The organism is Streptomyces yamdrokensis (genome assembly GCF_053890455.1).
On sequence record NZ_CM132679.1, the window covers coordinates 2,814,414 to 2,836,777 of the forward strand.

Genomic DNA, 22,364 nt, shown 5'->3' on the forward strand with positions numbered 1-22,364 from the left:
TAGGGGCATGACTGGTACCCCCCTCCGCGTCGGCCTCGTCGGCTACGGCCTCGCGGGCTCCGTGTTCCACGCCCCGCTGATCGCCGCGACCGAGGGCCTCGCCCTCGACACGGTGGTCACCTCGAACCCCGAGCGGCAGCGGCAGGCCCGCGCCGAGTTCCCGGACGTCCGTGTCGTGGCCACCCCGGACGAGCTCTTCGAGCGCGCCGCCGAGCTGGACCTGATCGTCGTCGCGTCGCCGAACAGGACGCACGTGCCGCTCGCCACCGCCGCCCTGAGGGCCGGCCTGCCGGTCGTCGTCGACAAGCCCGTCGCCGGTACGGCCGCCGAGGCCCGCGAGCTGGCGGCGCTCGCCGAGGAGCGCGGCCTGCTCCTCTCCGTCTTCCAGAACCGCCGCTGGGACAACGACTTCCTCACCCTGCGCAAGCTGGTGTCCGAGGGCGCGCTGGGTGACGTGTACCGGTTCGAGTCCCGCTTCGAGCGCTGGCGGCCGGAGCTCAAGGGCGGCTGGCGGGAGTCCGGCGACCCCACAGACATCGGAGGTCTGCTCTACGACCTCGGCAGCCACGTCGTCGACCAGGCGCTGGTCCTCTTCGGCCCGGTGACCTCCGTGTACGCCGAGACGGACATCCGCCGCGACGGCGCGCGGACGGACGACGACACGTTCCTCGCGCTCACGCACGCGAGCGGCGTCCGCTCTCACCTCTACGTCTCCGCGACCACGGCCCAGCTCGGCCCGCGTTTCCGCGTCCTGGGCTCCGGGGCCGGGTACGTCAAGCACGGTCTCGACCCCCAGGAGGCCGCCCTGCGCGAGGGCCTGCGCCCCGGCACCGCCGCCGGTGCCGGGTGGGGCACCGAGCCCGAGGAGCTGTGGGGCCGCGTCGGTTCCGGGGAGTCCCCGGTGACCGGCGGCGGCCGCGTGGAGCCGACCCTGCCCGGCGACTACCCCGCGTACTACACGGCCGTGGCGAAGGCCCTCCTGGAGGGCGGTCCCAACCCGGTGACCGCGCAGGAGGCCGCCGCCGCGCTGGACGTCCTGGAGGCCGCCCGCCGCTCGGCCGACGAGAAGGTGACGGTGACGCTGTGACGCAGCCCGGATCGACCCCCACCGTCGAAGAACTGCAGGAGCAGGAACGCCGTCTGGTCTTCCGCCGGTTCGGCCACGAGGACGCCTGGGCGCTGGGCTCGCTCCTCGTCGGCCTGGCCCGGGAGCGGCAGGCCCCCGTCGCCATCGACATCCACCGCGCCGGCCAGCAGCTCTTCCACGCGGCACTGCCCGGTTCGACCCCCGACAACGACGCCTGGATCGCCCGCAAGCGGCGGGTCGTCGAGCGGTACGGCTGCGCCTCCTACCTGGTGGGCGCCCGGTACCGCGCCAAGGGCACGACGTTCGAGGAGTCGTCGCGCCTCGACCCCGACACGTACGCGGCGCACGGCGGTTCGTTCCCGATCACCCTCGAGGGCACGGGCGTGATCGGCGCGGTGACGGTCTCCGGTCTTCCCCAGCTCCAGGACCACCTCATGGTGGTGGAGGCCCTGACCCGCTTCCTGGACGGCGGCGCCGCCTGACCCGTGCGCCCGCCCCGCTCCCCTCCGGCCCCTGGGCGGGAGGGGAGCACGCGGTCGTGCGGCTACGCGGCGCCGAACACCTGCCGCTGCCTGCCCAGCCCGTCGATCTCCAGCTCCACCACGTCCCCGGCCCGCAGGAACGGCTTCGGCTCCGGCCGGCCCAGCGCCACCCCCGCCGGCGTACCGGTGTTGATGACGTCCCCCGGGTACAGCGTCATGAACCGGCTGACGTACCGCACGACTTCGCCCACCGGGAAGATCTGCTCGGCGCTCGTCCCGTCCTGCTTCAGCTCGCCGTTGACCCACAGCCGCAGCGCGAGGTCCTGCGGATCGGCGATCTCGTCGGCGGTGACGAGCCACGGCCCGAGCGGGTTGAACGTCTCGCAGTTCTTCCCCTTGTCCCAGGTGCCGCCCCGCTCGATCTGGAACTCCCGCTCGGAGACGTCGTGCGCGACGGCGTACCCGGCGACATGCGCGAGCCCTTCCTCCGCCGACTCGAGGTAGCGCGCCGTACGCCCGATCACGACCGCCAGCTCGACCTCCCAGTCGGTCTTCGTGGACCCGCGCGGCACGAGCACGGTGTCGTGCGGCCCGACGACGGTGTCCGCCGCCTTGAAGAAGATCACCGGTTCGGCGGGCGGCTCGGCCCCCGTCTCGCGGGCGTGGTCGTGGTAGTTCAGTCCGATGCAGACGATCTTGCCGATCCGCGCCAGCGGCGGTCCGGTCCGCAGCCCCGCCGCGTCGAGCGCGGGCAGCCCACCGGCGTCGGCGGCGGCCCGGACGCGGTCGAGTGCCGCCTCGTCGGCGAGCAGCGCCCCGTCGATGTCGGCGACGAGACCCGACAGGTCCCGCAGGGTCCCGCCGGCGTCGAGCAGCGCGGGCCGCTCCTGTCCCGCCGTACCGACTCGCAGCAGCTTCATGACACGTCTCTCCCTCGATAGCGGGCCCGCCCGACGGACACGGCCCGGATGCGGCGGGCACAGCCATCGGAGGACTGGTCGATCCTCCAAGGCGGACGTCCGGTCCGCAAGGCCCCGTTCACGTACTGGACCGGGCCGGGCGTGGGGACCGGGGCGCGCGTCACCGGTAGAGCACCGCCCGCTCCACCACGCCCCACGCCATGCTGGTGACCACGTACAGCGCGGCGGCCAGCGGCACGACGGCCACGGTGACGAGCGTGAAGAACGACAGGAACGGCATCACCCTGACCACCGCGCCCATCCCCGGCACGGCGACGGGTTCCGCGGCACCGGCGCCCCTGCCCGCACTCGCTCCCGCGCCGGCCGATGCCGGGTTCGCCGCCATGGACCGCTTGGTCAGCCGGTAGCTGAAGGCGGCGACCGCCACCACGACCGCGAACAGCCCGACGTACACGAGCCCCGCCCCGCCGAACGGGCCTCCGTCCCCCAGGGCGTCGGCCCATCGGCCGCCCAGCGGTGCGGTGAACAGCTCGTGGCCGAGCAGCTCGTTGGGCCGCCCGCCGATCGTGGTGTTCGAGAACAGGTAGAACAGCAGGAAGAAGGCGGGCAGTTGGAAGAGGCTGGGCAGGATGCCGGCCAGCGGCGACACCTTCTCCCGGGTGTGCAGCTCGAGGAGGGCCCGCTGGAGTTTCTCGGGGCTGCGGGCGTACCGGCGCCGCAACTCGGCGATCTTCGGCTGGAGCCGGGTCCTCGCCTTCTGCCCACGCGCGGCGGCCCGGGACAGGGGATGGACGAGAAGTCGTACGAGCGCGGTGAACAGGACGATCGCGGCGGCGGCCGCGGAGAGGCCGAACAACGGCTGGAGCAGGTCGGCCAGGTGCCCGACCAGGCTGGCGAAAACGGACATGGGTGGTGAGCCCTCCGGGGGTCTCGTCGTGCCGGAACGAAAGAACGCGATGACGGCATGACGACCCGCACGCGGGCACGCGCGGTGGAGGTGAGGGGGCTGAAAGCCGTGGAAAGGACGGGAGTCCTCACGGCCGGGCGATGTGCCGCCCTGCAGCCGGCCGGTGCGTGTGCCCTTGTGCGGCGGTCGCCGGGAGGGCGTGTCCGGGGGCTCTGGGCCGGGTGCGGCCCCTGGCGTCGGGGTCGCGTTGCGGCAGGAAGGCGGTACGCCGGTCGCGGTCGCGTATCGCCGTACGCACCCGGGTGGGCGGCACGGCGGGAGCGCAGCGCGCGAGGACGACGGCGCACACGGTGAGCGTGGCGGCGGCAGCCGTGGTCGCGGCGAGCGCGACGGTTCCGGAGAGCCCGGAGAGACCGCCGGCGGCCGGCAGCACGAGCAGGAGGACCTGGAGCAGCGGGAGCAGCACGGCGACCGCGGCGAAGGCACCGCGCACGTCGCCGCGACCGCGCGTCGCGGTACGGATCACCGCCGCCCCCTCCCCCTGTCGCCCCGCACCCGGCCGAACCGGGCACGGTCCGGCCCTGTCCCTCACCCTAACGCCCGGGACGGGCACAACAGTTCCACACGACTCCACACGACTCCATGCGACTCCATGCGGAGCCGTACGGCTCCGGAGGAGCGGCATTCCGCCATCCGCCGCGGTCGCGCCCGGAAGACGCGGCCCCACCCCCTTCGTACACGGGTTCGGGAAAGGGCTGCGACAACTCTCGACATCTCCGCCCGGCGCCCCGATGCTTCATCCGACGACGCATGGCATGCACGCGACAGCAGCCCATGACCGGCTCCACCGCCCGGTGCCGAGTGGAGCGAAGCCTCAAAGACGCAGAGCCCTGGAGACGCCATGAACCGGATGATCCGACGCAGAAGCCTGCTCGCCGCGGCCGGCGGGACGGTCCTCGGAAGCGCCCTGGCCACCGGCACCGCCCGCGCGGACGCCACCATCGCGGTCGACCCGTCGGCGGCGTTCGGCGCCTGGGAGGGCTGGGGCACCTCGCTGGCCTGGTGGGCGAACGTCTTCGGCGGCCGGGACGACTTCGCCGACCTCTTCTTCACCACCCGGTCCGTCCCGTACGGCGGCCGGACACTCCCCGGCCTGGGTCTGAACATCGCCCGCTACAACCTCGGCGCGTGCGGCTGGAACAGCGTCGGCGGCGAGACGATGGTGGAGTCCCCCAACATCCCCGGCTTCAAGCAGATCGAGGGCTACTGGCAGGACTGGAACAACGAGGACCCGGCGTCCTCCGCCTGGAAGTGGACGGCGGACGCCACCCAGCGCGCGATGCTGCTCAAGGCCGTACAGCGGGGCGCGACCACCGAACTGTTCGCCAACTCCCCGATGTGGTGGATGTGCGCCAACCACAACCCGTCCGGAGCGGCCGGCGGCGGCAACAACCTGCAGTCCTGGAACCACCGTCAGCACGCCTCACACCTGGCCGCCGTCGCCCTGTACGCCCGGAACAACTGGGGCGTGGGCTTCGCGACCGTCGACCCCTTCAACGAGCCCAGTTCCAGCTGGTGGACGGCGACGGGCACGCAGGAGGGCTGCCACATCGACGCACCGACGCAGGCGTCCGTCCTGGGACACCTGCGCACCGAACTGGACCGACGGGGCCTGACCGGCATACGCCTCTCGGCCTCGGACGAGACGGGCTACGACCTCGCGCGGACGACGTGGAACTCCTTCGGCTCCTCCACCCGGGCGCTGGTCGGCCAGGTCAACGTGCACGGCTACCAGGGCTCGGGCGGCCGCCGCGACCTGCTGTACACGGACGTCGTGACCAACGGCCGCAAGGTCCTCTGGAACTCGGAGACCGGTGACAGCGACGGCACCGGCATGACCATGGCCGGCAACCTCCTGTACGACTTCCGCTGGCTGCACCCCACGGCCTGGTGCTACTGGCAGGTCATGGACCCGTCACCGGGCTGGGCGATGATCGCGTACGACCCGAACACGCTCCAGCCCGGCGCCATCCAGCCGAAGTACTACGTGATGGCCCAGTTCAGCCGCCACATCCGCCCCGGCATGACCGTCCTCGACACAGGGGTGAGCTACGCGGTGGCCGCCCTGGACCGCGCCGCCCGCCGCCTGGTGGTCGTCGCGGCGAACACGTCGGTGTCGTCCCGGACCCTGACGTTCGACCTCTCCCGCTTCTCCTCCGTGACGGGTGGCCCGGGCGGCCTGGTCCCGCGCTGGAACACGGTGACGACGGGCGGCGGCGACCTCTACACGGCCCACTCGGACGCCCGCCTGAACGGCACCTCGGTGAGCGTGCCCTTCGCCCCGAAGTCGGTCCAGACCCTGCAACTCGACGGGGTGACGGTGTGACCGGCGCGTACCCGCCGGCCCCCGCGGCCCGCCCCCGCCCCTTGTCCCCGGGCCCCGGTTCGCCGTCGGGGAAGCCTCCGGCCTGCGGCCGTCTCCTCCCATGTAACCGGTCGGCAGTACGGTGTCCTCCATGCGCCCCGACACGCCCGCCGAAAACGTCGACCACACCGCCGAAGCGGCACGCCTGGAGCGGACCGCCGGCCTGTATCCCCAGGACATCGAAGCCCTGCTGCTGAGGGCCGCCGCCCATCTCGAACTCTCCGGTGACCGCCCCGCCGCGGCCACCCTCTACGACCGGCTGCTGGCCACCGACGCGGAGCTGGAGAACCCGTACCTGGTCCGCGCCCTGAAGGCCTCGAACCTCTGGGAGTACGGCCACGAGGCGGAGGCCCGCGCCATCATCGACGGCATCCGCACCGCGGCCCCGCGCGACCCGGCTCCCTGGGTGATCGTCGCGGAGTCCCTGGAGGTCCATGACGAGCTGGAACAGGCGCACGAGACGTTCACGGAGGCGGTGGAGCTCCTCCTCACCGACGTGCCGGAGCCTTCGACCGCCACCCACCCGCTCCTCTTCGGCCGCCACCGCGTGCGCAGGATGCTGGGCGCGGCGCACGACGAGTGGGACGCCCTGGCGGACTCCGTGCACACCCTGTCGATCACCCTGGACGAACTCCACGACCCGAAGCGCGTCTGGTCGCTGGGCTCGGAGAACCCGGCGGAGCTGGCGGCGGAGATCACCCGTCTGCGGGCGGAGCTGGGCGCGTACCGGACGGCCCTGTCCCGCCCCTTCCCGGTGGCGGTCCTCCACTGGCCGGCGGACGAGCTGGCCGAGCTCCTGGAGGCGTGTCCCGCCCTCGCCGGCGAGTACCCGTCGCACGAGGAGCACCTGGCCACGATAGAGACGGCCCTGCGCGAACTGGCCGCCTCGGGCACCCCCAACCTGGGCATCGTCACGGGCACCGTCCCCTCGTACGAGGCCTTCGCCGCCTCCGAGGGCGCCGCCCCCGACGACGCCGACCTCCTCCCCCAGTACGCCACCACGCTGGCGGCCCGGGGCCGTGCCCTCCCGTGGCCCCCGCAGCGGTCGGCCGCCTGCTGGTGCGGCTCGGACCGCACGTACGGGGAGTGCCACGGCACGACCGCGGTGTGACGGGGCGGCGACAGGGGCGCGGCGACGGGGGCGCGGCGACAGGAGGGTTCCGGCATTGACAGGTTTGGTTAATGGGATTAGCTTTTAGTTAATCGCGTTAGCCAAACCTGGGGGCTGCCATGACCGAACACCTTGCCGTCGACGGCGGCACGATCGCATACGAAGTGGCGGGATCCGGCCCGCTGGTCGTCCTCGCGCACGGCATGGGCGACAGCCGCGCCGCGTACGGTGCCGTGGTCCCGCAGCTGGTGGCGGCGGGTTACCGGGTCGCCGCGGTCGATCTGCGCGGCTGCGGCGAGTCGAGCGTCGACTGGCCGGCCTGGAGCCGTACCGCCGTCGCCGGCGACCTGCTCGCCGTGATCCGCCACCTGGGCGGGCCGGCCGTGCTCGTCGGCCACTCGTTCTCCGGCGGCGCCGCCACCATCGCCGCCGCGCGGGAGCCCTCGCTGGTCACCGCGGTGGTCGAGCTGGCGCCGTTCACCCGGGGACAGTCGCTCCGCCTCGGCGACCTGCGGGTGAAGCGCTTCCGCCGGGGCATGCTGCGGCTGTTCGGCGCGGGCGTGTTCGGCAGCGTGCCGCTGTGGCGCTCGTACCTCGACGTGGCCTACCCCGGCGCGAAGCCGGCCGGCTGGGCCGAGCGGCTCGGCCGCGTCGACTCCCTGCTGCGCGAACCGGGCCGGATGAAGGCCCTGCGGGGCATGGGCCGCAGCGCCCCGACCGACGCCGGCGCTCGGCTCGGCGACGTCCGTTGTCCGGTCCTGGTCGTGATGGGCACGCTCGACCCCGACTGGGCCGACCCGCACGCCGAGGGTTCGGCGGTCGTCGACGCCCTGCCGTCCGGCCTCGGCCGCCTCGAGATGATCGAGGGCGCCGGGCACTACCCGCACGACCAGTTCCCCGACCGGGTGGTGTCGCTCGTGCTCGCCTTCCTCCGCTCGGACGCCGCCCGTGCCTAGGGCCGGCCTGGACCCGGCGGCCGTGGTCGCGGCCGGTGCCGCCCTCGCCGACGAGGTGGGCCTCGCCCACCTGACGATGGGCCTGCTCGCCGAGCGGCTGGGCGTGCGCACCCCGTCCCTGTACAAACACGTGGGCGGCCAGGAGGACCTCAACCGGCGCATCGCGGCCCTGGCCTACGTCGAGGCCGCCGACGCCGTCGGCGACGCGATCCGGGGATACGCGGGCCGCGACGCCCTGGCGGCCGCGGCACACGCCTTCCGCGCCTTCGTCCTGGAGCACCCCGGCCGGTACGCCGCGACGATCGGCGTGGAACCGTCCGGCCCGGACGACCCGGTCGCCACCGCGGGCCGGCGGCTGCTGGACGCGTTCACGGCGGTCCTGCGCGGCTACGAGATCGAGGAGGCCGACGTGAACCACGCCCTGCGCCTGCTCCGCAGCCTCTACCACGGCTTCGCCACGCTGCAGGTGGCCAACGGCTTCCAGTGGAGCACCGACATCGACGAGAGCTTCGAGTGGCTCATCACCTTCACCGACCGCGGCCTGCGCGCCCTGTGAGAACCGCTCGCCCTGTGAGAACGCGGCCGCCGTCACCGCCGCGGCCGTAGCCGGACCGCCCCGAGCGCGGCAGTCCGTAGGCCCTGCGCCGTGCGGCGCCCCACCGTTTCACCCTCAGCCCACGCAACGACGTCCTCACGTACAGATGACCTGGCTCCACCCCAACGGCTGATCGGCCGGCGCACCCCCGGTTCCGGTCACGATCTTGATGCCGCCGTCACCGGCCGTGAGGTAGATCTCGCTGTGCCAGTCCCCGCCACCGCGCAGCGTGGCCACCGGCACCGACGCCTCCAGCGCGATGTCGCTGTCGACCGTGACGGTGTAGCGGCCGGTTCCGGTCCGCTCCACCCTCACCACACCATGCGAACGCGCCACCGTGCCGTCCTTGTCCACCACAGCCGCAGCCTGCGCGTACGGGGTGATGGCGGCAACACCAGCCATAAAAGTCTCCTTCGGCTCGCTGTCTCGTCAGCCGTTGCGTTCAGCCAACGGGCGAGACGCTACGGGCCCTGGAACATGGGCACTCGAAGACTGGTGAGGACTCATCGGATAGAGCGGCAAGACCGCCTGCGTGCATGGGCCCGGACGATCCGGGGAAGGGCCCCGGGGCCGCCGGCTCGATGAGGTTGCTACGGCACCGGCCAGCGGTTGTGGCCTCGACCTCACCCCGGCTGGACCCCTCACCCGCCACGCCGACGTCATGCGGGTGCTCCGCAAACACAACGAGCAGGCCGCCGCGGCCTCGAGCACGTGATCGTCTCGCTGCTTGCGGCTGGCGTTCGGACCAAGACTCCGATGCCGCTCGTAAATGTTCATCTGTGAGAGTTCCGCGAGAGCCCCCCGGAGTGATCACGTTTGCGCAGGTCGCCGTTCGCGGAAGCCCTCTCGAAACCCGTACGTTGTGCGAGGCACTTCGGAGGGACTTCCCGAATGGATCTCACGCCGGATCGGGCCGCATCGCCGGTAGAACGTCACGACTGCCCGAGGTGAAAACTGTTCGACTGGGACAGGCGCAGGCCGCGATCATGGTGGCTTCACTCGGCAGCGTGTAAGGAAGTTGATTCGTGATGCCAGTCATTCCTGCTGACCCGACTGTGGTGCACCCGATACCTGACCAGCCTCGTGTGGTGCTGTTGAAGCCACTGGTCACCTCGCCGCTGATCGAGGTCGGGGAGTTCTCCTACTACGACGATCCGGACGATCCGACCGCGTTCGAAAGCCGCAACGTGCTGTATCACTACGGACCGGAGAAGTTGGTCATCGGTAAGTTCTGCGCGCTGGGCGAGGGGGTGCGGTTCATCATGAACGGCGCCAATCACCGAATGGACGGCCCCTCCACGTTCCCCTTCCCGATCATGGGAGCCTCGTGGGCCGAGCACTTCGATCTGATCACCGGCCTGCCCGGCCGGGGCGACACCGTTGTCGGCAACGACGTCTGGTTCGGGTACCGGGCCATGATCATGCCCGGCGTCCGTATCGGTCATGGAGCGGTCATCGCTTCCGGTTCCGTGGTCGTCGATGATGTTCCGGACTACGGCATTGCCGGCGGCAACCCGGCCAGACTTATCCGGCGTCGCTACAGCGATGCGGACATCGCCCGCCTTCTGGCTATGGCCTGGTGGACTTGGCCCGCCCAGCACATCACCGAGCACATTCGAACGATCATGTCCGGCAGCGTCGACGACCTCGAAGCCGCGGCTCCCAGGAAGTAGTGTCCGCCCGCCAGGCCCGCCGTCCCTCGGGCAGCGGGCCAACCGACAGCTCGGGAGTTCACCCTCCGGATGCACCAGCGCTACGGACACGGGTTCCCCTGCTCGAACGGCTCTCCGAGCTCGAGGCGAGTACGACACCCTCGAATACGGGGACAGAACAGCGACGCAGATCGTTGCCGAGGTCACTGCCGAGTCCGACGCCTCGCAGCCCGCCCTTGCGGCCCGCCCTTGCGTTCCAACCGAACCCACGAGCACACCGAGCTGATGCACGCAGACCGACCCACGAGTTCCCGCTGAATAAGCTTCAGTTTCGCTGAACCCACGGGCCTCCTGGGGCGCCGGTAAGAACCCTGTCACCAGCCGCGAACGGCGGTGACAGTGACAGCCCTCGCGGGCGATATTCCGAGAGGGCATCGACCTGGTGTCCGCCGCTACTCGATGACTGCCGTCGCCGTCCCGTAACTGGATTCGGACATGAACGTCGCTTCGTACTTCTGGCCCTTCGCGACGCGCTTGTCCCCCTTGAAGTAGTCGTAGTGCATCAAGCCGAACCGGTAGGTGCCCTGTGACGTGCACGGCACATGTTCCGTGTAACCGCGCAGCGCCTCACCCAGGACGACCACGTCGAAAATCTCGCCGGGTACAAGGCACGTACCGCTCCAGTAACTGATCGCGTCGGCCGGGCTGGGAGTGCCGCCCAGCCCGTCGAAGTGGAGCGTCCACTCCGCCGCCTTGCCCCTGACGGGCGCTGCCTGCGCTGTCGCTGGAATGCCGGCGAGGACGGCAACAGCCGCCATACCGGCCAGAGCCCGTGACGTGCGCTTCATGAGGAAACCGCCTTCCATCCCCGGACCGCCCGGGGCACTTGGACAAAGATCCCCACATCGCGCGTTCCCAGATCCCGAAGCGGTTGCAGTTCACCCACGACGGGGCGCCCATTCGGGCCAGGCCCCGCGCTCGGCAAGGGGTCACCCACCGGTCTTGCGGCTGGTGACAGGGTTCTTACCGGCACGTCGGCCGTGAGTTCAGCGTGACTGAGTGGACGTTAAGTCCGTTTCTGGTAGCGGCCTCGTCCGGGTTGGATGAGGAAGTCTTGGCGGAGGAGGCGTGCGAGGCGGCTTCGGATGATGTTGACGGATGCCTCGTCGGTGGGCATGTCAAGGAGTTCGTGCAGTTCGCGGGCTCGGAATGCCTGGCCGGGGTGCTGGTTGAAGGCGTTCACGATGGCTTGGTAGGCGGTGCTCGTCTCGGTCTGGGGCGGGTCGGGTTCGGTTGCTGCCGGTGCGGTTTGCTCGATGACTTTCCGGGCGATGTCCAGCTCCGCGAGTCGGGCCGCGGTTTCGGCCAGAGCGGCGGTGAGGTGTTCGATCCGGCCTTGGAGTTCCCCGGCGCGGGCGGTGGCCGCCTCGTGCTGGGCCTGGAGGCCGGCGAGGAGTTCGGCGACGTTCACGCGGCGAGCCCGAGGTCGTCACGCCAGGCGGGGCTCGGGGTGGTCAGGCGCCGGGTCATGTTCGCGGTGGAGGCCCAGTAGACGCGCGAGGCGGAGGTGTCGGGCCGGTGGTCGTACTCACGGGCCAGGCGCCGGTGCAGCAGCAGGGTCCCGTTGACCTGCTCCACGATCCACCGCTTGGGCTGCGGGACGAAGCCCTTGCCCTTGTCGCCCGGGTTGCGGCGGACGATCTCGACGTCGATGTCATTCAGCACACCGTGGATGACGACCTCGTCCTTGAAGCCCTGGTCCATCAGGGCCTTCTCCAGACGGTTCCCGCAGCGTTCGGCGGCCTGGTGGAGCAGGGCGATGCCGGCGCCGTTGTCGTGGGCGGAGGCCGGCAGGACGACCACGCCGATGACCGGGCCCAGAACATCCACGACCAGCCCGCGCTTGCGCCCCGACACCTTCTTGTTTACGTCCAGTCCCGTCGTGGTCTTCGGGACACCAGCAGCCGCACGCACGGACTGGGTGTCGATGATCACCAGGGACGGGTCCTCTAATCGGCGGGCCTTCTCCCGCACCTGGCAGCGCAGGAGTTCCTGGATCCGCTGATCCAGGCCGTCCTGGCGCCACAGGGTGAAGTAGTAGAACACCGCTGACCAGGACGGCAGATCGTGCGGCAGATAACGCCACTGACAACCCGTCCGGTTCTGGTAGAAGATCGCGTTTACGACCTCCCGGAGGTCACAGGATCCCGGATCCCCGGTCGCCGACCGTGCCACCCGGTCCTGCTTCCAGCCTGTGATCATCGGCCCGATCAAGGCCCACTGCTCGTCCGACAAGTCACTCGGATACGGCTCTCTGCCCATGCCTCACATTTCGGCATGTTCATGCCCAGCACCCGTCCCGCGTGGCCACCAGTCACACGATCGAGCGGCACCCACTCCTCGAGTGCGGCCCGTTCTTCGTCCGACAGTGTCAACTCGGCCTTCGGCCGCCCCGTCCGCGCCATAGAGCAGGCCTACACATCTGAACGGAATTCCCGACTCAGGACACTAGACGCTGTACTACTCGTGCGAGATGCCCCGCTCCCATACCGCCTCGAACCTGTTGGAGCGCACCGACGAGCCGGCCGCGACCGGCTCGTCGGTGCGCTCCTTCTGATCGGCAGCACGACATCCCGAGTTCAACCTCAGTAGACGTCTACGCACTGTTAATTGGTCTTCTTACGCAAACTCAAGGCGAGTGAGCAGGCGAGGATGAAGAATCCTACTACTGCCGCGATCTCGCCTCCACTCTGGTCACTAAAGAATCTCCTGCCCTCCCATCAGCATCAACACGAGTCCGGCAATTGCCGACGTCATCAACAGCGCTTTGCCACGCCCAGCTTTAGCCACTTCGATCCCCTTTCTGCGCCTTCGTCTCGTGAGTTATCATTTCCTCACCTTAAAGTAACAGAAAAGCCCTCCAATTATCACCGCGAATACAGCAATGAATACCAGGGCGGACTGCATGTCCGTAACCCCTCCGTGTATCCCCACGAAAACCTCCTGTTGACATGATTGGACGGAATCTGATTCGCCGACGGGGGGGGTGCCGCCGGATGCCGTATGATGGAGGCGGCATCCGGCGGCGTTGCTGTCTCTATATTTGCCAGATTCAGCGTGTGGTTGCGTTATTGCTGTAGGAGGCCGCGACCGCCGTGCCAGCTGCTACCCCTATTGCCATGCAGGCCGGGGTGCCGATTGCTGCAGTATCCACCATGCAGAGGCCGGTAATACCGATGTCTGCTATCACGCCTGCAGTGGCTGCCTCACCAGCTTCCTGACCACCGGTAGAAGCAGCGGCACCGATGCTTCCCGAGCTGAGAGCTGCACCGACAAGAGCGAAGGCGACGGGCAGTGTGCCCTGCGGATCAATGCGGTTGACGGGGTCGCCTGCGGCATACAGGTAGGGGTTCTTTTCCTGGCCGGAGGGGTCGGGGGTGGTGAAGCGGCCGATGTTGGGGTCGTAGTAGCGGGCCGCGAAGTGGTAGAGCCCGGTGGGGTCCTGGTAGCCGCCGGCGAAGCGGTACGGCTGCGGGACCGACTCCGTGGTGGTGGCCCGCTCGACGCCGCGAGGACTGTAGGCGTACGTGTTGACCTTGGTGCCGGTCTCGTCGGCCAGGGCGACGACGCTGCCGAGTGCGTCGGTCAGGTAGTAGTGGTTCTTCCCCCCGCGGGTCATGGAGTTCAGCGTGCCCCCGGGTTCGCGGTTGAATCCCGTGTCCACTCCTGCCGTTGAGGTGGCGGAGAGGCCCAGCGGCCCGTTGTGGAAGAAGGTGTCGCCGAGCTTGATGCGCTCGGACTGGTCGGTCGAGCCGTACTGGCCGGTGTAGGTCTTGCCGCCGATGGTGATCGACGTCATCTGCGAGTAGTCGGTCCACGTGACCCCGGTGCGGGTGCCCTCGGGGGTGGAGGCGCCGGCGGTCTCGTTGCCGATCTTGTCGTAGGACCAGTTCGTGGTGGAGCCGTTCTTCGCGGTGATCTGCTGGGCGTCGTTGATGGTGTAGGTGGTTCCGCGGGGGCAGCCCTTGTCGACGCCCTGTGAGGTGAGGTTCCCGGCGAGGTCGTAGCAGTACTGCCAGGAGGAGTTGAGGGTGCTGCCCTTGGTCTCCGCCGCGTACGAGAGGCGGCCTGCACTGTCGTACGCGTAGCTCGTTTTCGTGCCGGCGACGGCATCCGTGGTGGTGCGGATCTTGTTGCCGTCGGTTGTGCCGCCGGTTCCGTAGCCGTAGGTGTAGGCCAGGTCGACCAGGGTGCCCTTGGGGCTGGTGGCCTTGATCTTCTCCGGACGGCCGGACTTGTCCGGGGTGACCGTGTGCACCGTGTTGCCGGGGTAGGTGGTCTTGGTGCGGACGTCGTTGTCGTTGTACTCGTACTTCGTGATCTTGCCCTTGGGGTCCTTCAGCTCTTGGAGCTTGTTGACCTTGTTCCAGGTGTAGTCGGTCAGGCCCGCCGGGTCCTTGTACGTGTCGACGTTGCCCGCCGGGGTGTAGGCCAGGACTGAGGTTCCCCCCTCCCCCCCCGCACCCTTATGGTCGAGTATCAGGCGTGGGTGCGGCGGCGCAGGGCGGTGAAGGCGAGGCCGGCGGCGGCCGCGGCTCCGCCGGCGGCCAGCAGCATGGTGGTGATCTGGGGGTTGCCCCCCTCGGGGTCCTGGATCCCGCCCGGGTAGTCCAGGGTGATCCTGTCCTCGCCTTTCTGCGCGATCACCACGGGCGGGATGCCGCTGCCGTCGGGACGCACCAGGGTGAACTTCACGCCGGTCCGCGAAAGGTGCTCCCAGCCGCGGTCGGAGTTGAGGTGTGCTTTGCCGCCGTCGCCGGTGATCTCGGCGCGGGGGCCGATCATGGTGTCTCGGGCGAGCCTGATCTTGTCGCCGGAGCTGAGGGTGTAGGTGCTCTCGTACTCGCCTGCCTTCTCGTCTGTGACCTTCAAGCGCTCGGCGGGCTTCTGCGCCAGGGCGTTGGTCGGGGACGCGGGGCTGTTGGCGAACGCAGCGGTGACGGGCAGCAACAGCGCGGAGCCGCACGCGGCGGCGATGACGGAGCAGACAAGGGATCGGCGGGCTGCCGTCATGAGAGGAGTTCCTTCGCTGGTTCCGGTTTCGTACCGCAGGCGGCTAACCCTGCTTCGGTACCAAGAGCGTAGGTGTCAATCCCCTCGCAGCGTGAAGAGTGGTCTCGTCGAACCCACCCAACACAGCACTCAGGATTATCGACGGTTACCAGTCCCAAGGCCGTTTTTACCGTCGGGCTGTCCGCGGGGGTGCGGAGGGCGGGGAGGGGGAGATCAGATGCCCGTCCTCCGCACCGGTCCGGCCGGTGTCAGCCGGAGATCTCCTTGCGGCCGGAGTCGACGCCGATGGAGATCTTGCGGGGCTTGGCGCGCTCGGCGATCGGAATGCGCAGGGTGAGCACACCGGCGTCGTAGTCGGCCTGGATGCGCTCGGTGTCCAGGGTGTCGGCGAGCACGATCTGGCGGGAGAAGACGCCCAGCGGCCGCTCGGACAGCTCCACCTTCACGTCGTCGGCCTTCGCCACCGGCCGCCGCTCGGCCTTGACGGTCAGCATGTTCCGTTCGACGTCGATGTCGATCGCGTCCGCGGTCACGCCGGGGAGGTCGAAGGCCACCACGTACTCGTCGCCCTCGCGGTAGGCGTCCATCGGCATCACCGACGGCTTCGACCAGGTGCCCGGGCCCGTCAGCTGCTGCGCCAGCCGGTCCAGCTCACGGAAGGGGTCAGTGCGCATCAACATCGTGAAAACACCTCCAGGGTTCGAGCGATTGCTGCCAATGCGCTGCACTGACACTGTTGTAACATGTCATCCAACCGATGACAAACATGATGTCGTCCACCTGATGACCCGCCCGAGGGAGGTGTCCGTGACCGCAGCCGACCAGCCGTCCACGACCAGTACCGACGCCCACAGTCCGGCGTCCTTTCTCGCCGCCGCGACGGCCCTCGCCGCCATAGACGACGCGCTGCGCGATGCCCAGCACGAGACCCCCGACGCCGCCGGGCCCGGTCCCGAGCAGGCGCTGGCCTCCCTGATGCTGCTGCGGCAGGTGCGCGAGCAGCTCGCCGGCTGGGAGACCGGCCTGATCGAAACCGCCCGCGACGCGGGCGCCAGCTGGGCCGACCTCGCCGGCCCCCTCGGCGTCGCCAGCCGTCAGGCCGCCGAACGCCGCTACCTGCGCGGCCGCCCCGGCACCGTCGGCACCACCGGCGAGCAGCGCGTGACGGCCACCCGCCAGGCCAGGGCCGCCGAACGCGCCACCGTCACCTGGGCCCGTGCCCACGCCGCCGACCTGCGCCGCCTCGCCGGACAGATCACCGCGCTCGCCCACCTCGGGCCCGAAGCGCGCTCAGCCCAGGCCGCCCTGCATGCCGCTCTCGGCGCCGCCGACGCCGCCGAGCTCGTCGCGCCCCTGGCCGGCATGCGTCCCTACCTCGATGCCCGCCACACCGGCCTCGTCGAATCCCTGGACGCCCTCGAAGGCCGGCGCACGACGACAGCCGCTGACGATGACTGACTCCCGCCACGCGGAGTCGCATCATGCGGGTATGGTCCGGGCCGCCCCGAACCACGCCGACGGCGGGCAACGGCCCGTCCCGGCCCGAGTCCAAGTCCGTTCATGACGTTCCCACGGAAAGAGACCCACATGGGCAGCAGTGTCGAGACACTGGAATTTCAGGCCGAGACCCGCCAGTTGCTCCGACTGGTGATTCACTCGATCTACTCGAACAAGGACATCTTCCTGCGCGAGCTGATCTCGAACGCCTCCGACGCCCTGGACAAGCTGCGGCTGGAATCACTGACCGACTCCGGTCTCGCCGAGATCGACGCCACCGACCTGCACATCCGGCTGGAGGTCGACAAGGACGCCCGCACACTGACCGTCCGTGACAACGGGATCGGCATGACCCGGGACGATCTCGTGGAGCTGATCGGCACGATCGCCAAGTCCGGCACCGCCGGCCTGCTGGAGAAGATCAAGGAGTCCAAGGACGCCGCCACCGCCGAGAACCTGATCGGGCAGTTCGGCGTCGGCTTCTACTCGGCGTTCATGGTCGCCGACAAGGTCACCCTGCGCACCCGGCGGGCCGGCACCGACTCCGGCACCCGGTGGGAGTCCGACGGCGAGGGCACCTACGACCTCCAGGCCGTCGACGACCTGCCCGTGGGCACCTCGGTCACCCTGCACCTCAAGCCCGCCGACAGCGAGGACGGGCTCGCCGACTACCTGTCCGAGTCGAAGATCCGTCAGATCGTCAAGCAGTACTCGGACTTCATCCGCTGGCCGATCCGGATGGCCACCGAGCGCACCGACGCCGAGGGCGACACCACCCACGAGATCGACACGCTCAACTCGATGAAGGCGCTGTGGGCCCGGCCACGCAGCGAGGTGACCGAGGACGAGTACAACGAGTTCTACCAGCAGATCAGCCACGACTGGCTGCCCCCGGCCGAGACGATCCACATGCGCGCCGAAGGCACCTTCGAGTACGAGGCGCTGCTGTTCATCCCCTCGCAGGCACCCTTCGACCTGTTCTCCCGCGAGACCAGGCCCGGCGTGCAGCTGTACGTCAAGCGGGTGTTCATCATGGACGACTGCGAAGCGCTCATGCCCGGCTACCTGCGCTTCGTCAAGGGTGTCGTGGACGCCCACGACCTGTCGCTGAACGTCTCCCGCGAGATCCTCCAGCACGACCGACAGATCCGCGGCGTACGCCGGCGCCTGGTCAAGAAGGTCCTCGGCGCCATCAAGGACATGCAGTCCAAGGACGCCGAGCGCTACGCGAAGGTGTGGGCGCAGTTCGGCCGGGCACTGAAGGAAGGCCTGGTCGAGGACACGGACAACACCGAGGCCCTGCTGGAGCTGGTGTCGGCCGCCTCCACGCACGACCCGGAGAAGACCACCACGCTGCGCGAGTACGTCGAGCGCATGAAGGACGGCCAGGACACCATCTACTACCTGACCGGCGAGAACCGCGCGATGGTGGAGAACTCCCCGCACATGGAGGCCTTCGCCGCCAAGGGGTACGAGGTTCTGATCCTCACCGACCCCGTCGACGAGGTGTGGGTGGACCGGATCCCGGCCTTCGACGGCCACCGTCTGCAGTCCATCGCCAAGGGCCAGGTCGATCTCGACGAGTCCGCCGACGGCGACCAGGAGACCGACGACGAGAAGGCCCGGCGCGAGCAGGACTTCGCAGCCCTGCTGGCGTGGCTGACCACCACCCTGTCCGAGCAGGTCAAGCAGGTCCGCCTGTCGTCACGCCTGACGACCTCGGCGGCCTGCATCGTCGGCGACGCCCACGACGTGACGCCGACCCTGGAGAGGATGTACCGGGCGATGGGACAGCAGATACCCCCGGTCAAGCGGATCCTGGAACTCAACCCCGCGCACCCGCTGATCACCGCCCTGCGCACAGCACACGACGCGGGCGCCGACGACCCCGCACTGGCGGAGATCGCCGAACTGGTATACGGCGGCGCGCTGCTCGCCGAAGGGGGCGACCTGCCCGACCCGACCCGCTTCACCCGGCTGCTCACCGACCGCCTGACCCGCACTCTGTAACCACGGGTGCGGCCCGGCACGGCCGAGGCGCCCGGCCGCACCCACCCCGGCCTCGCCACCCTCACACCCCCATGAACCCGCCTGCCCCGGCACCCCGTACGGGGTGCCGGGGCAGGCGGGCGCGTTCAGGCTGCCCATCCACCACACGGGGTGATGTCCTGGGCCGAAATGGGAGATCGCCTCACGTTCCGCCAGGTCACCTGGCACCGTCGCGCGCGAATCACGCCGACGATCAGGGAGCGGGCGTTGCCCACCGGCTTTCTGAGCGAGGAACAGCGCAGGCGCTTCGGCCACTTCACCGAGGACCCGGACGAGGCGGACGAGGGACAGCTCGCCGGGTCCTTCCTGCTGGACCGGACCGCGCGCCGCGGGGCGATGGCCGCCCGTGGCGCGCGGAACCGGATCGGTCGGGCCGTCCGGCTCGGCACCATCCGCTACCCGGGCACCTTCCTGAACAACCCCGAAGAGGTGCCCGCCGTGGTGGTCGCCCACGTCGCCGAGCAGCTCGGCCTGGAGCCGGCGGCCTTCGCCGGGTACGGCAGCAGCGAGGCCCGCTGGGACCACCGGGAGCAGATCCGCGCCGGCTACGGGTACACCGAGTTCGAGTTCGACCAGTGGTTCGCGCTTGCCCGCCGGCTCTGCCGGCGGGCCTGGAGCGGCCGTGGGCCCGAACCGGGCTGTGCGCCCCTCGCCGGTCGGGGCGGGGGGCGCACAGGGTGGTGCGGGGGGTGCGGGGGCGGTGGAGTCCGGCCGCTTCTGGTCCTACTTGGCCAGGAAGGCGAGCAGGGCGTCGGTGACCTCCTGGGCGTGGGTCCACAGCAGTCCGTGCGGGGCGCCGTCGATGACGACGTACTCGGCCTGCGGGAGGGCCCGGTGGAAGAGTTCCCCGGTGGCCTCGATCGGCAGGATGCGGTCGGCGGTGCCGTGCAGGATCAGCGACGGGACGTCGATCTTGGCGATGTCGGCGCGGAAGTCGGTGGTCCAGGTCGACACGCAGGCCAGCGAGGCGTGCCAGGAGGCGCCGGCGGCGACGTTCCAGCTGTTGCGGACGGCCTCCTCGCTGATCCGGGTGTTGAGGTTCTCGTCCAGGTTGTAGAAGTCGTTGAAGAACGCGCTGAAGTAGGCGTAGCGGTCGGCGGTGACGGCCTGCCCGATGCCCTCGAAGACGGCGCCGTCGACGCCGCCCGGGTTGTCGTCGGTCTTGAGCAGGAACGGTTCCAGGGAGGCGAGGAAGGCGGCCTTGGCGATCCGGGCGGAGCCGTGGGTGCCCAGGTAGCGGCCGACCTCGCCGGTGCCCATGGAGAAGCCGACCAGGACGGCGTCGTTGAGGTCGAGGCTCTCCAGGACGGTGTTCAGGTCGGCGGCGAAGGTGTCGTAGTCGTAGCCGGTGGTGGGCTGGCTGGAGCGGCCGAAGCCGCGCCGGTCGTAGGTGATGACGCGGTAGCCGGCCGACAGCAGGGCGGCGGACTGCTTCTCCCAGGAGTGGCCGTCGAGCGGGTAGCCGTGGATCAGCACGACCGGCTGCCCGGTGCCGTGGTCCTCGTAGTAGAGGTCGATGGAGGTGGAGTTCTCCTGGCCGACGGTGATGAACGGCATGGTGGTCGCCGCCTTTCGTGTTCGGTGTGATCAAGCCTTGCGGTCGCGCCCCGAAAACATAGCGCACCATTAAATTGCGCACAACTAAGTTGCACACAACTGAAATGGAGGGTGCCCTTCCGCCGGATGGAGCAGACGGACGGGACGCGGGACAAGCGACGGAGGGGGTGGGCAGGGCGAACGCGCAAGCGGACGCGACGACGCCGAGGGACTCACCCGGCCTCGTCCTGCCCCACCCCGCCGGTCCCCCTTCCGGCCGCAGTTCTCATTCCATCCCCCGGCACCCGCCGTCGCGTCAGCCGCCGGACCGAGATCACCACTCGGCCGAGCGAGGGAGACAGACCCCCCGACATCCCACGCACGCAGGAGCCACTCCTATATCGCAGGTTCACCCCGCTCGACTGCTCCATCGTCCCGTCGGCCCACGACATGCAGCGGAGCGGAGCGCCCGGGCGGTGATCCCGGCGTACGACACGGGGCTGGTACAGCCGGTGCCGCGGACCTGAGCCGCCGGCCCGCACGACGTCTGCCGGCGGGTTCACCGCCGATGGACGGGAGGGGTGTTGGTGTAGGCGTGCCCTGTGGGCGCCGTCCAGGTACTGGCCCCGGAGTGCGGATCACGCGTGACGCTCCACCCGGGGTGATGCGTCTTCAGCCGATGATGCCGACGGCACAACGGCTGGAGGCTGTCCGGCACCGTCTGCCCGCCCTGCTCGGGATGCCGGTGGCCGAACGGCCGAACGTGGTCGAGGTCGCACCGGTGAGCGGGCGTCCGGCAGCCGGGAAAGGCGCAGTACTGGTCCCTGACGATCACGTGCCGTTCGGTCTCGGCCGTCGGCCGGTAGGTCGTCGGGTCGGTCCTGACGAGGAGCCCGGACTTCGGATGCGTCAGCAACCGCCGCCAGACCGCGCCCGGCGCGAAGGCGATCTCGCGGACCTGACCGGCCGCGACCGGCCCATGGCCCTTCAGCCCCGCCGGCCCGTCCTCCGAACCCGGCAGGATGTCGAACGGCACCGTCACCTGCACCGTGGCCGCCGCCCGCCCTCCGCCACCGCCCGCGGCCCCGGCCTGGTTGACGACAAGGTCGAACAGCGCGTCCGCCCGCTTCTGGTCCAGCGTCCGCCCATCGTCTCCGTAACCAACCGCACGCGCATCGACCGCCTGCTCCATCAGCGCGGCCTGCTGCGCGGGCACCACGGCGCCGAACAGCGCCATGCCGTCGTCCTGCGGATACCGCACGACGTGCCGCGCCTTCACCCGCTCCTGGTGGCGCCGCTCCGCGCCCGCCGGATCGGCGCGGAGGACCTCGCGGCGCAGCGCGGCCTTGGTCCGCCCCACCGTCCGGGTCGGCATCCTCGCCGCCAGAACCGACTCCACGCGGCGTGTCACCTCGTCGTCGAGTCACTCCAACTGCTCGGCGACCGCCTGTGCCTGCATGTAGGAGATCCGCCTGTCGGCCAGCAGTCCCGTGGTCACCTCGTGGCGGGTCGCCGGCAAAGTGGCCGCCCTCAGACGCTGCCCGGCCGTCAGATGGGACAGTCGCAAAGCACACGCCACCTCCTCCACGGCCCCGTCCCAGGTGGCGGCGAAGACGTCGTCCAGCTTGCCGCCGGCCTCGATGACGACCGCCTCGGGAACATCGCTGTGCTCGGCGATGGCCGCCAGCACCTCGACCTGCTTGGCCTGCAACCACGACAGATGCTGCTCCAGCACCACAAGCGCGTCGATCCGCCCACGCGCCGACAGTTGCGCCACCTCGAGCCCACCGAGCCGCCCCGCACTCTCGGCCGCAGGCCCTCGCTCCCGCAACTCAGCCACCCAGCCGTCCAACGGCCCCTGGAGAATCATCCCTCCCCGAGGAGCAGAGGTCTCCCTCACCAGATCACCGACGGACATGCCACTCACCCCCACACCCAATCCTTGCTCACTCAGAGTGATAGCAACAGGTCAACGACCGCACTCGATAAGGTGAACCCTCGCACCGAGAACTCAGGGACTGCACCCACCCGCCTCCCCGCACACCCCGGCCGGACAGAAAACCCACCCAGCCCC

21 protein-coding genes and 2 pseudogenes are annotated in these 22,364 nt (G+C 69.9%); 10 read left to right on the top strand and 13 right to left on the bottom strand.

Annotated elements, in window-relative coordinates; translation table 11 throughout:
* Nucleotides 1-7: 7 nt before the first annotated feature.
* Nucleotides 8-1,087 carry a Gfo/Idh/MocA family protein gene (locus tag ACWZEH_RS12085; RefSeq protein ID WP_456198078.1) on the top strand — a complete coding sequence of 360 codons (1,080 nt, stop codon included), beginning with the start codon at nt 8-10 and terminating at the stop codon, nt 1,085-1,087.
* A complete protein-coding gene (locus tag ACWZEH_RS12090; protein WP_456198079.1) occupies nt 1,084-1,569 on the top strand; it encodes a heme-degrading domain-containing protein in 486 nt (161 codons plus the stop codon). Before ACWZEH_RS12085 ends, ACWZEH_RS12090 begins: the two co-directional genes overlap by 4 nt.
* 62 nt (nt 1,570-1,631) lie before the next feature.
* On the opposite strand, the gene ACWZEH_RS12095 is transcribed toward ACWZEH_RS12090, so the two are convergent.
* The 3 genes from ACWZEH_RS12095 to ACWZEH_RS12105 form a co-directional block, all read right to left on the bottom strand.
* The gene (locus ACWZEH_RS12095; protein ID WP_456198080.1) at nt 1,632-2,489 is read right to left on the bottom strand and encodes a fumarylacetoacetate hydrolase family protein; all 858 of its coding nucleotides are present in this window, start codon (nt 2,487-2,489) and stop codon (nt 1,632-1,634) included.
* 160 nt (nt 2,490-2,649) lie between these two features.
* Nucleotides 2,650-3,396, bottom strand: a complete 747-nt coding sequence (locus tag ACWZEH_RS12100; RefSeq protein WP_456198081.1) for a YidC/Oxa1 family membrane protein insertase — start codon at nt 3,394-3,396, stop codon at nt 2,650-2,652.
* 127 nt (nt 3,397-3,523) lie between these two features.
* The gene (locus ACWZEH_RS12105; protein WP_456199557.1) at nt 3,524-3,919 is read right to left on the bottom strand and encodes a DUF6412 domain-containing protein; all 396 of its coding nucleotides are present in this window, start codon (nt 3,917-3,919) and stop codon (nt 3,524-3,526) included.
* Nucleotides 3,920-4,306: 387 nt separating this feature from the next.
* On the opposite strand from ACWZEH_RS12105, the gene ACWZEH_RS12110 reads away from it, so the two are divergent.
* From ACWZEH_RS12110 to ACWZEH_RS12125, 4 genes are all read left to right on the top strand, one after another.
* A complete protein-coding gene (locus tag ACWZEH_RS12110; protein ID WP_456199558.1) occupies nt 4,307-5,782 on the top strand; it encodes a glycoside hydrolase in 1,476 nt (491 codons plus the stop codon).
* A gap of 130 nt (nt 5,783-5,912) precedes the next feature.
* Nucleotides 5,913-6,932 (top strand): SEC-C domain-containing protein, encoded by a 1,020-nt coding sequence (locus ACWZEH_RS12115; RefSeq protein ID WP_456198082.1) that lies wholly within the window; start codon nt 5,913-5,915, stop codon nt 6,930-6,932.
* A gap of 119 nt (nt 6,933-7,051) precedes the next feature.
* Nucleotides 7,052-7,888, top strand: a complete 837-nt coding sequence (locus tag ACWZEH_RS12120; RefSeq protein WP_456198083.1) for an alpha/beta fold hydrolase — start codon at nt 7,052-7,054, stop codon at nt 7,886-7,888.
* A gap of 22 nt (nt 7,889-7,910) precedes the next feature.
* Nucleotides 7,911-8,444, top strand: coding sequence for a TetR/AcrR family transcriptional regulator (locus ACWZEH_RS12125; protein WP_456199560.1), 534 nt, complete (start codon nt 7,911-7,913; stop codon nt 8,442-8,444).
* 135 nt (nt 8,445-8,579) lie between these two features.
* On the opposite strand, the gene ACWZEH_RS12130 is transcribed toward ACWZEH_RS12125, so the two are convergent.
* On the bottom strand, nt 8,580-8,885 hold the full coding sequence (locus tag ACWZEH_RS12130; RefSeq protein ID WP_456198084.1) for a hypothetical protein: 306 nt from the start codon (nt 8,883-8,885) through the stop codon (nt 8,580-8,582).
* A gap of 626 nt (nt 8,886-9,511) precedes the next feature.
* Here ACWZEH_RS12130 and ACWZEH_RS12135 point away from each other — a divergent pair.
* Nucleotides 9,512-10,156, top strand: a complete 645-nt coding sequence (locus tag ACWZEH_RS12135) for a CatB-related O-acetyltransferase (protein WP_456199562.1) — start codon at nt 9,512-9,514, stop codon at nt 10,154-10,156.
* A 431-nt stretch (nt 10,157-10,587) separates the two neighbouring features.
* Here the strand turns inward: ACWZEH_RS12135 and ACWZEH_RS12140 are convergent, their stop codons facing one another.
* The 6 genes and pseudogenes from ACWZEH_RS12140 to ACWZEH_RS12165 form a co-directional block, all read right to left on the bottom strand.
* Nucleotides 10,588-10,983: a hypothetical protein gene (locus ACWZEH_RS12140; RefSeq protein ID WP_456198085.1), complete on the bottom strand. Its 396-nt coding sequence runs from the start codon at nt 10,981-10,983 to the stop codon at nt 10,588-10,590.
* A 218-nt stretch (nt 10,984-11,201) separates the two neighbouring features.
* The gene (locus tag ACWZEH_RS12145) at nt 11,202-11,606 is read right to left on the bottom strand and encodes a hypothetical protein (RefSeq protein ID WP_456198086.1); all 405 of its coding nucleotides are present in this window, start codon (nt 11,604-11,606) and stop codon (nt 11,202-11,204) included.
* Nucleotides 11,603-12,457 carry an IS5 family transposase gene (locus tag ACWZEH_RS12150; RefSeq protein WP_456198087.1) on the bottom strand — a complete coding sequence of 285 codons (855 nt, stop codon included), beginning with the start codon at nt 12,455-12,457 and terminating at the stop codon, nt 11,603-11,605. Before ACWZEH_RS12150 ends, ACWZEH_RS12145 begins: the two co-directional genes overlap by 4 nt.
* A 790-nt stretch (nt 12,458-13,247) precedes the next feature.
* Nucleotides 13,248-14,645, bottom strand: a pseudogene (locus ACWZEH_RS12155) (RHS repeat-associated core domain-containing protein); the annotation flags it as partial.
* A gap of 29 nt (nt 14,646-14,674) precedes the next feature.
* A complete protein-coding gene (locus ACWZEH_RS12160; RefSeq protein WP_456200046.1) occupies nt 14,675-15,208 on the bottom strand; it encodes a hypothetical protein in 534 nt (177 codons plus the stop codon).
* Nucleotides 15,209-15,456: 248 nt separating this feature from the next.
* A complete protein-coding gene (locus ACWZEH_RS12165; protein WP_456198088.1) occupies nt 15,457-15,888 on the bottom strand; it encodes an Hsp20/alpha crystallin family protein in 432 nt (143 codons plus the stop codon).
* A 127-nt stretch (nt 15,889-16,015) separates the two neighbouring features.
* On the opposite strand from ACWZEH_RS12165, the gene ACWZEH_RS12170 reads away from it, so the two are divergent.
* The 3 genes and pseudogenes from ACWZEH_RS12170 to ACWZEH_RS12180 form a co-directional block, all read left to right on the top strand.
* The gene (locus ACWZEH_RS12170) at nt 16,016-16,666 is read left to right on the top strand and encodes a type III effector protein (RefSeq protein WP_456198089.1); all 651 of its coding nucleotides are present in this window, start codon (nt 16,016-16,018) and stop codon (nt 16,664-16,666) included.
* 129 nt (nt 16,667-16,795) lie between these two features.
* On the top strand, nt 16,796-18,715 hold the full coding sequence (gene htpG, locus ACWZEH_RS12175) for a molecular chaperone HtpG (RefSeq protein WP_456198090.1): 1,920 nt from the start codon (nt 16,796-16,798) through the stop codon (nt 18,713-18,715).
* A 168-nt stretch (nt 18,716-18,883) separates the two neighbouring features.
* Nucleotides 18,884-19,372: pseudogene (locus tag ACWZEH_RS12180) on the top strand (DUF4158 domain-containing protein); the annotation flags it as partial.
* Nucleotides 19,373-19,477: 105 nt separating this feature from the next.
* Here the strand turns inward: ACWZEH_RS12180 and ACWZEH_RS12185 are convergent.
* The 3 genes from ACWZEH_RS12185 to ACWZEH_RS12195 form a co-directional block, all read right to left on the bottom strand.
* Nucleotides 19,478-20,311, bottom strand: coding sequence for an alpha/beta fold hydrolase (locus ACWZEH_RS12185; protein ID WP_456194931.1), 834 nt, complete (start codon nt 20,309-20,311; stop codon nt 19,478-19,480).
* A 538-nt stretch (nt 20,312-20,849) separates the two neighbouring features.
* Nucleotides 20,850-21,689: an HNH endonuclease signature motif containing protein gene (locus ACWZEH_RS12190; protein WP_456198091.1), complete on the bottom strand. Its 840-nt coding sequence runs from the start codon at nt 21,687-21,689 to the stop codon at nt 20,850-20,852.
* Nucleotides 21,690-21,713: 24 nt separating this feature from the next.
* On the bottom strand, nt 21,714-22,160 hold the full coding sequence (locus ACWZEH_RS12195; RefSeq protein ID WP_456198092.1) for a hypothetical protein: 447 nt from the start codon (nt 22,158-22,160) through the stop codon (nt 21,714-21,716).
* Nucleotides 22,161-22,364: the final 204 nt, after the last annotated feature.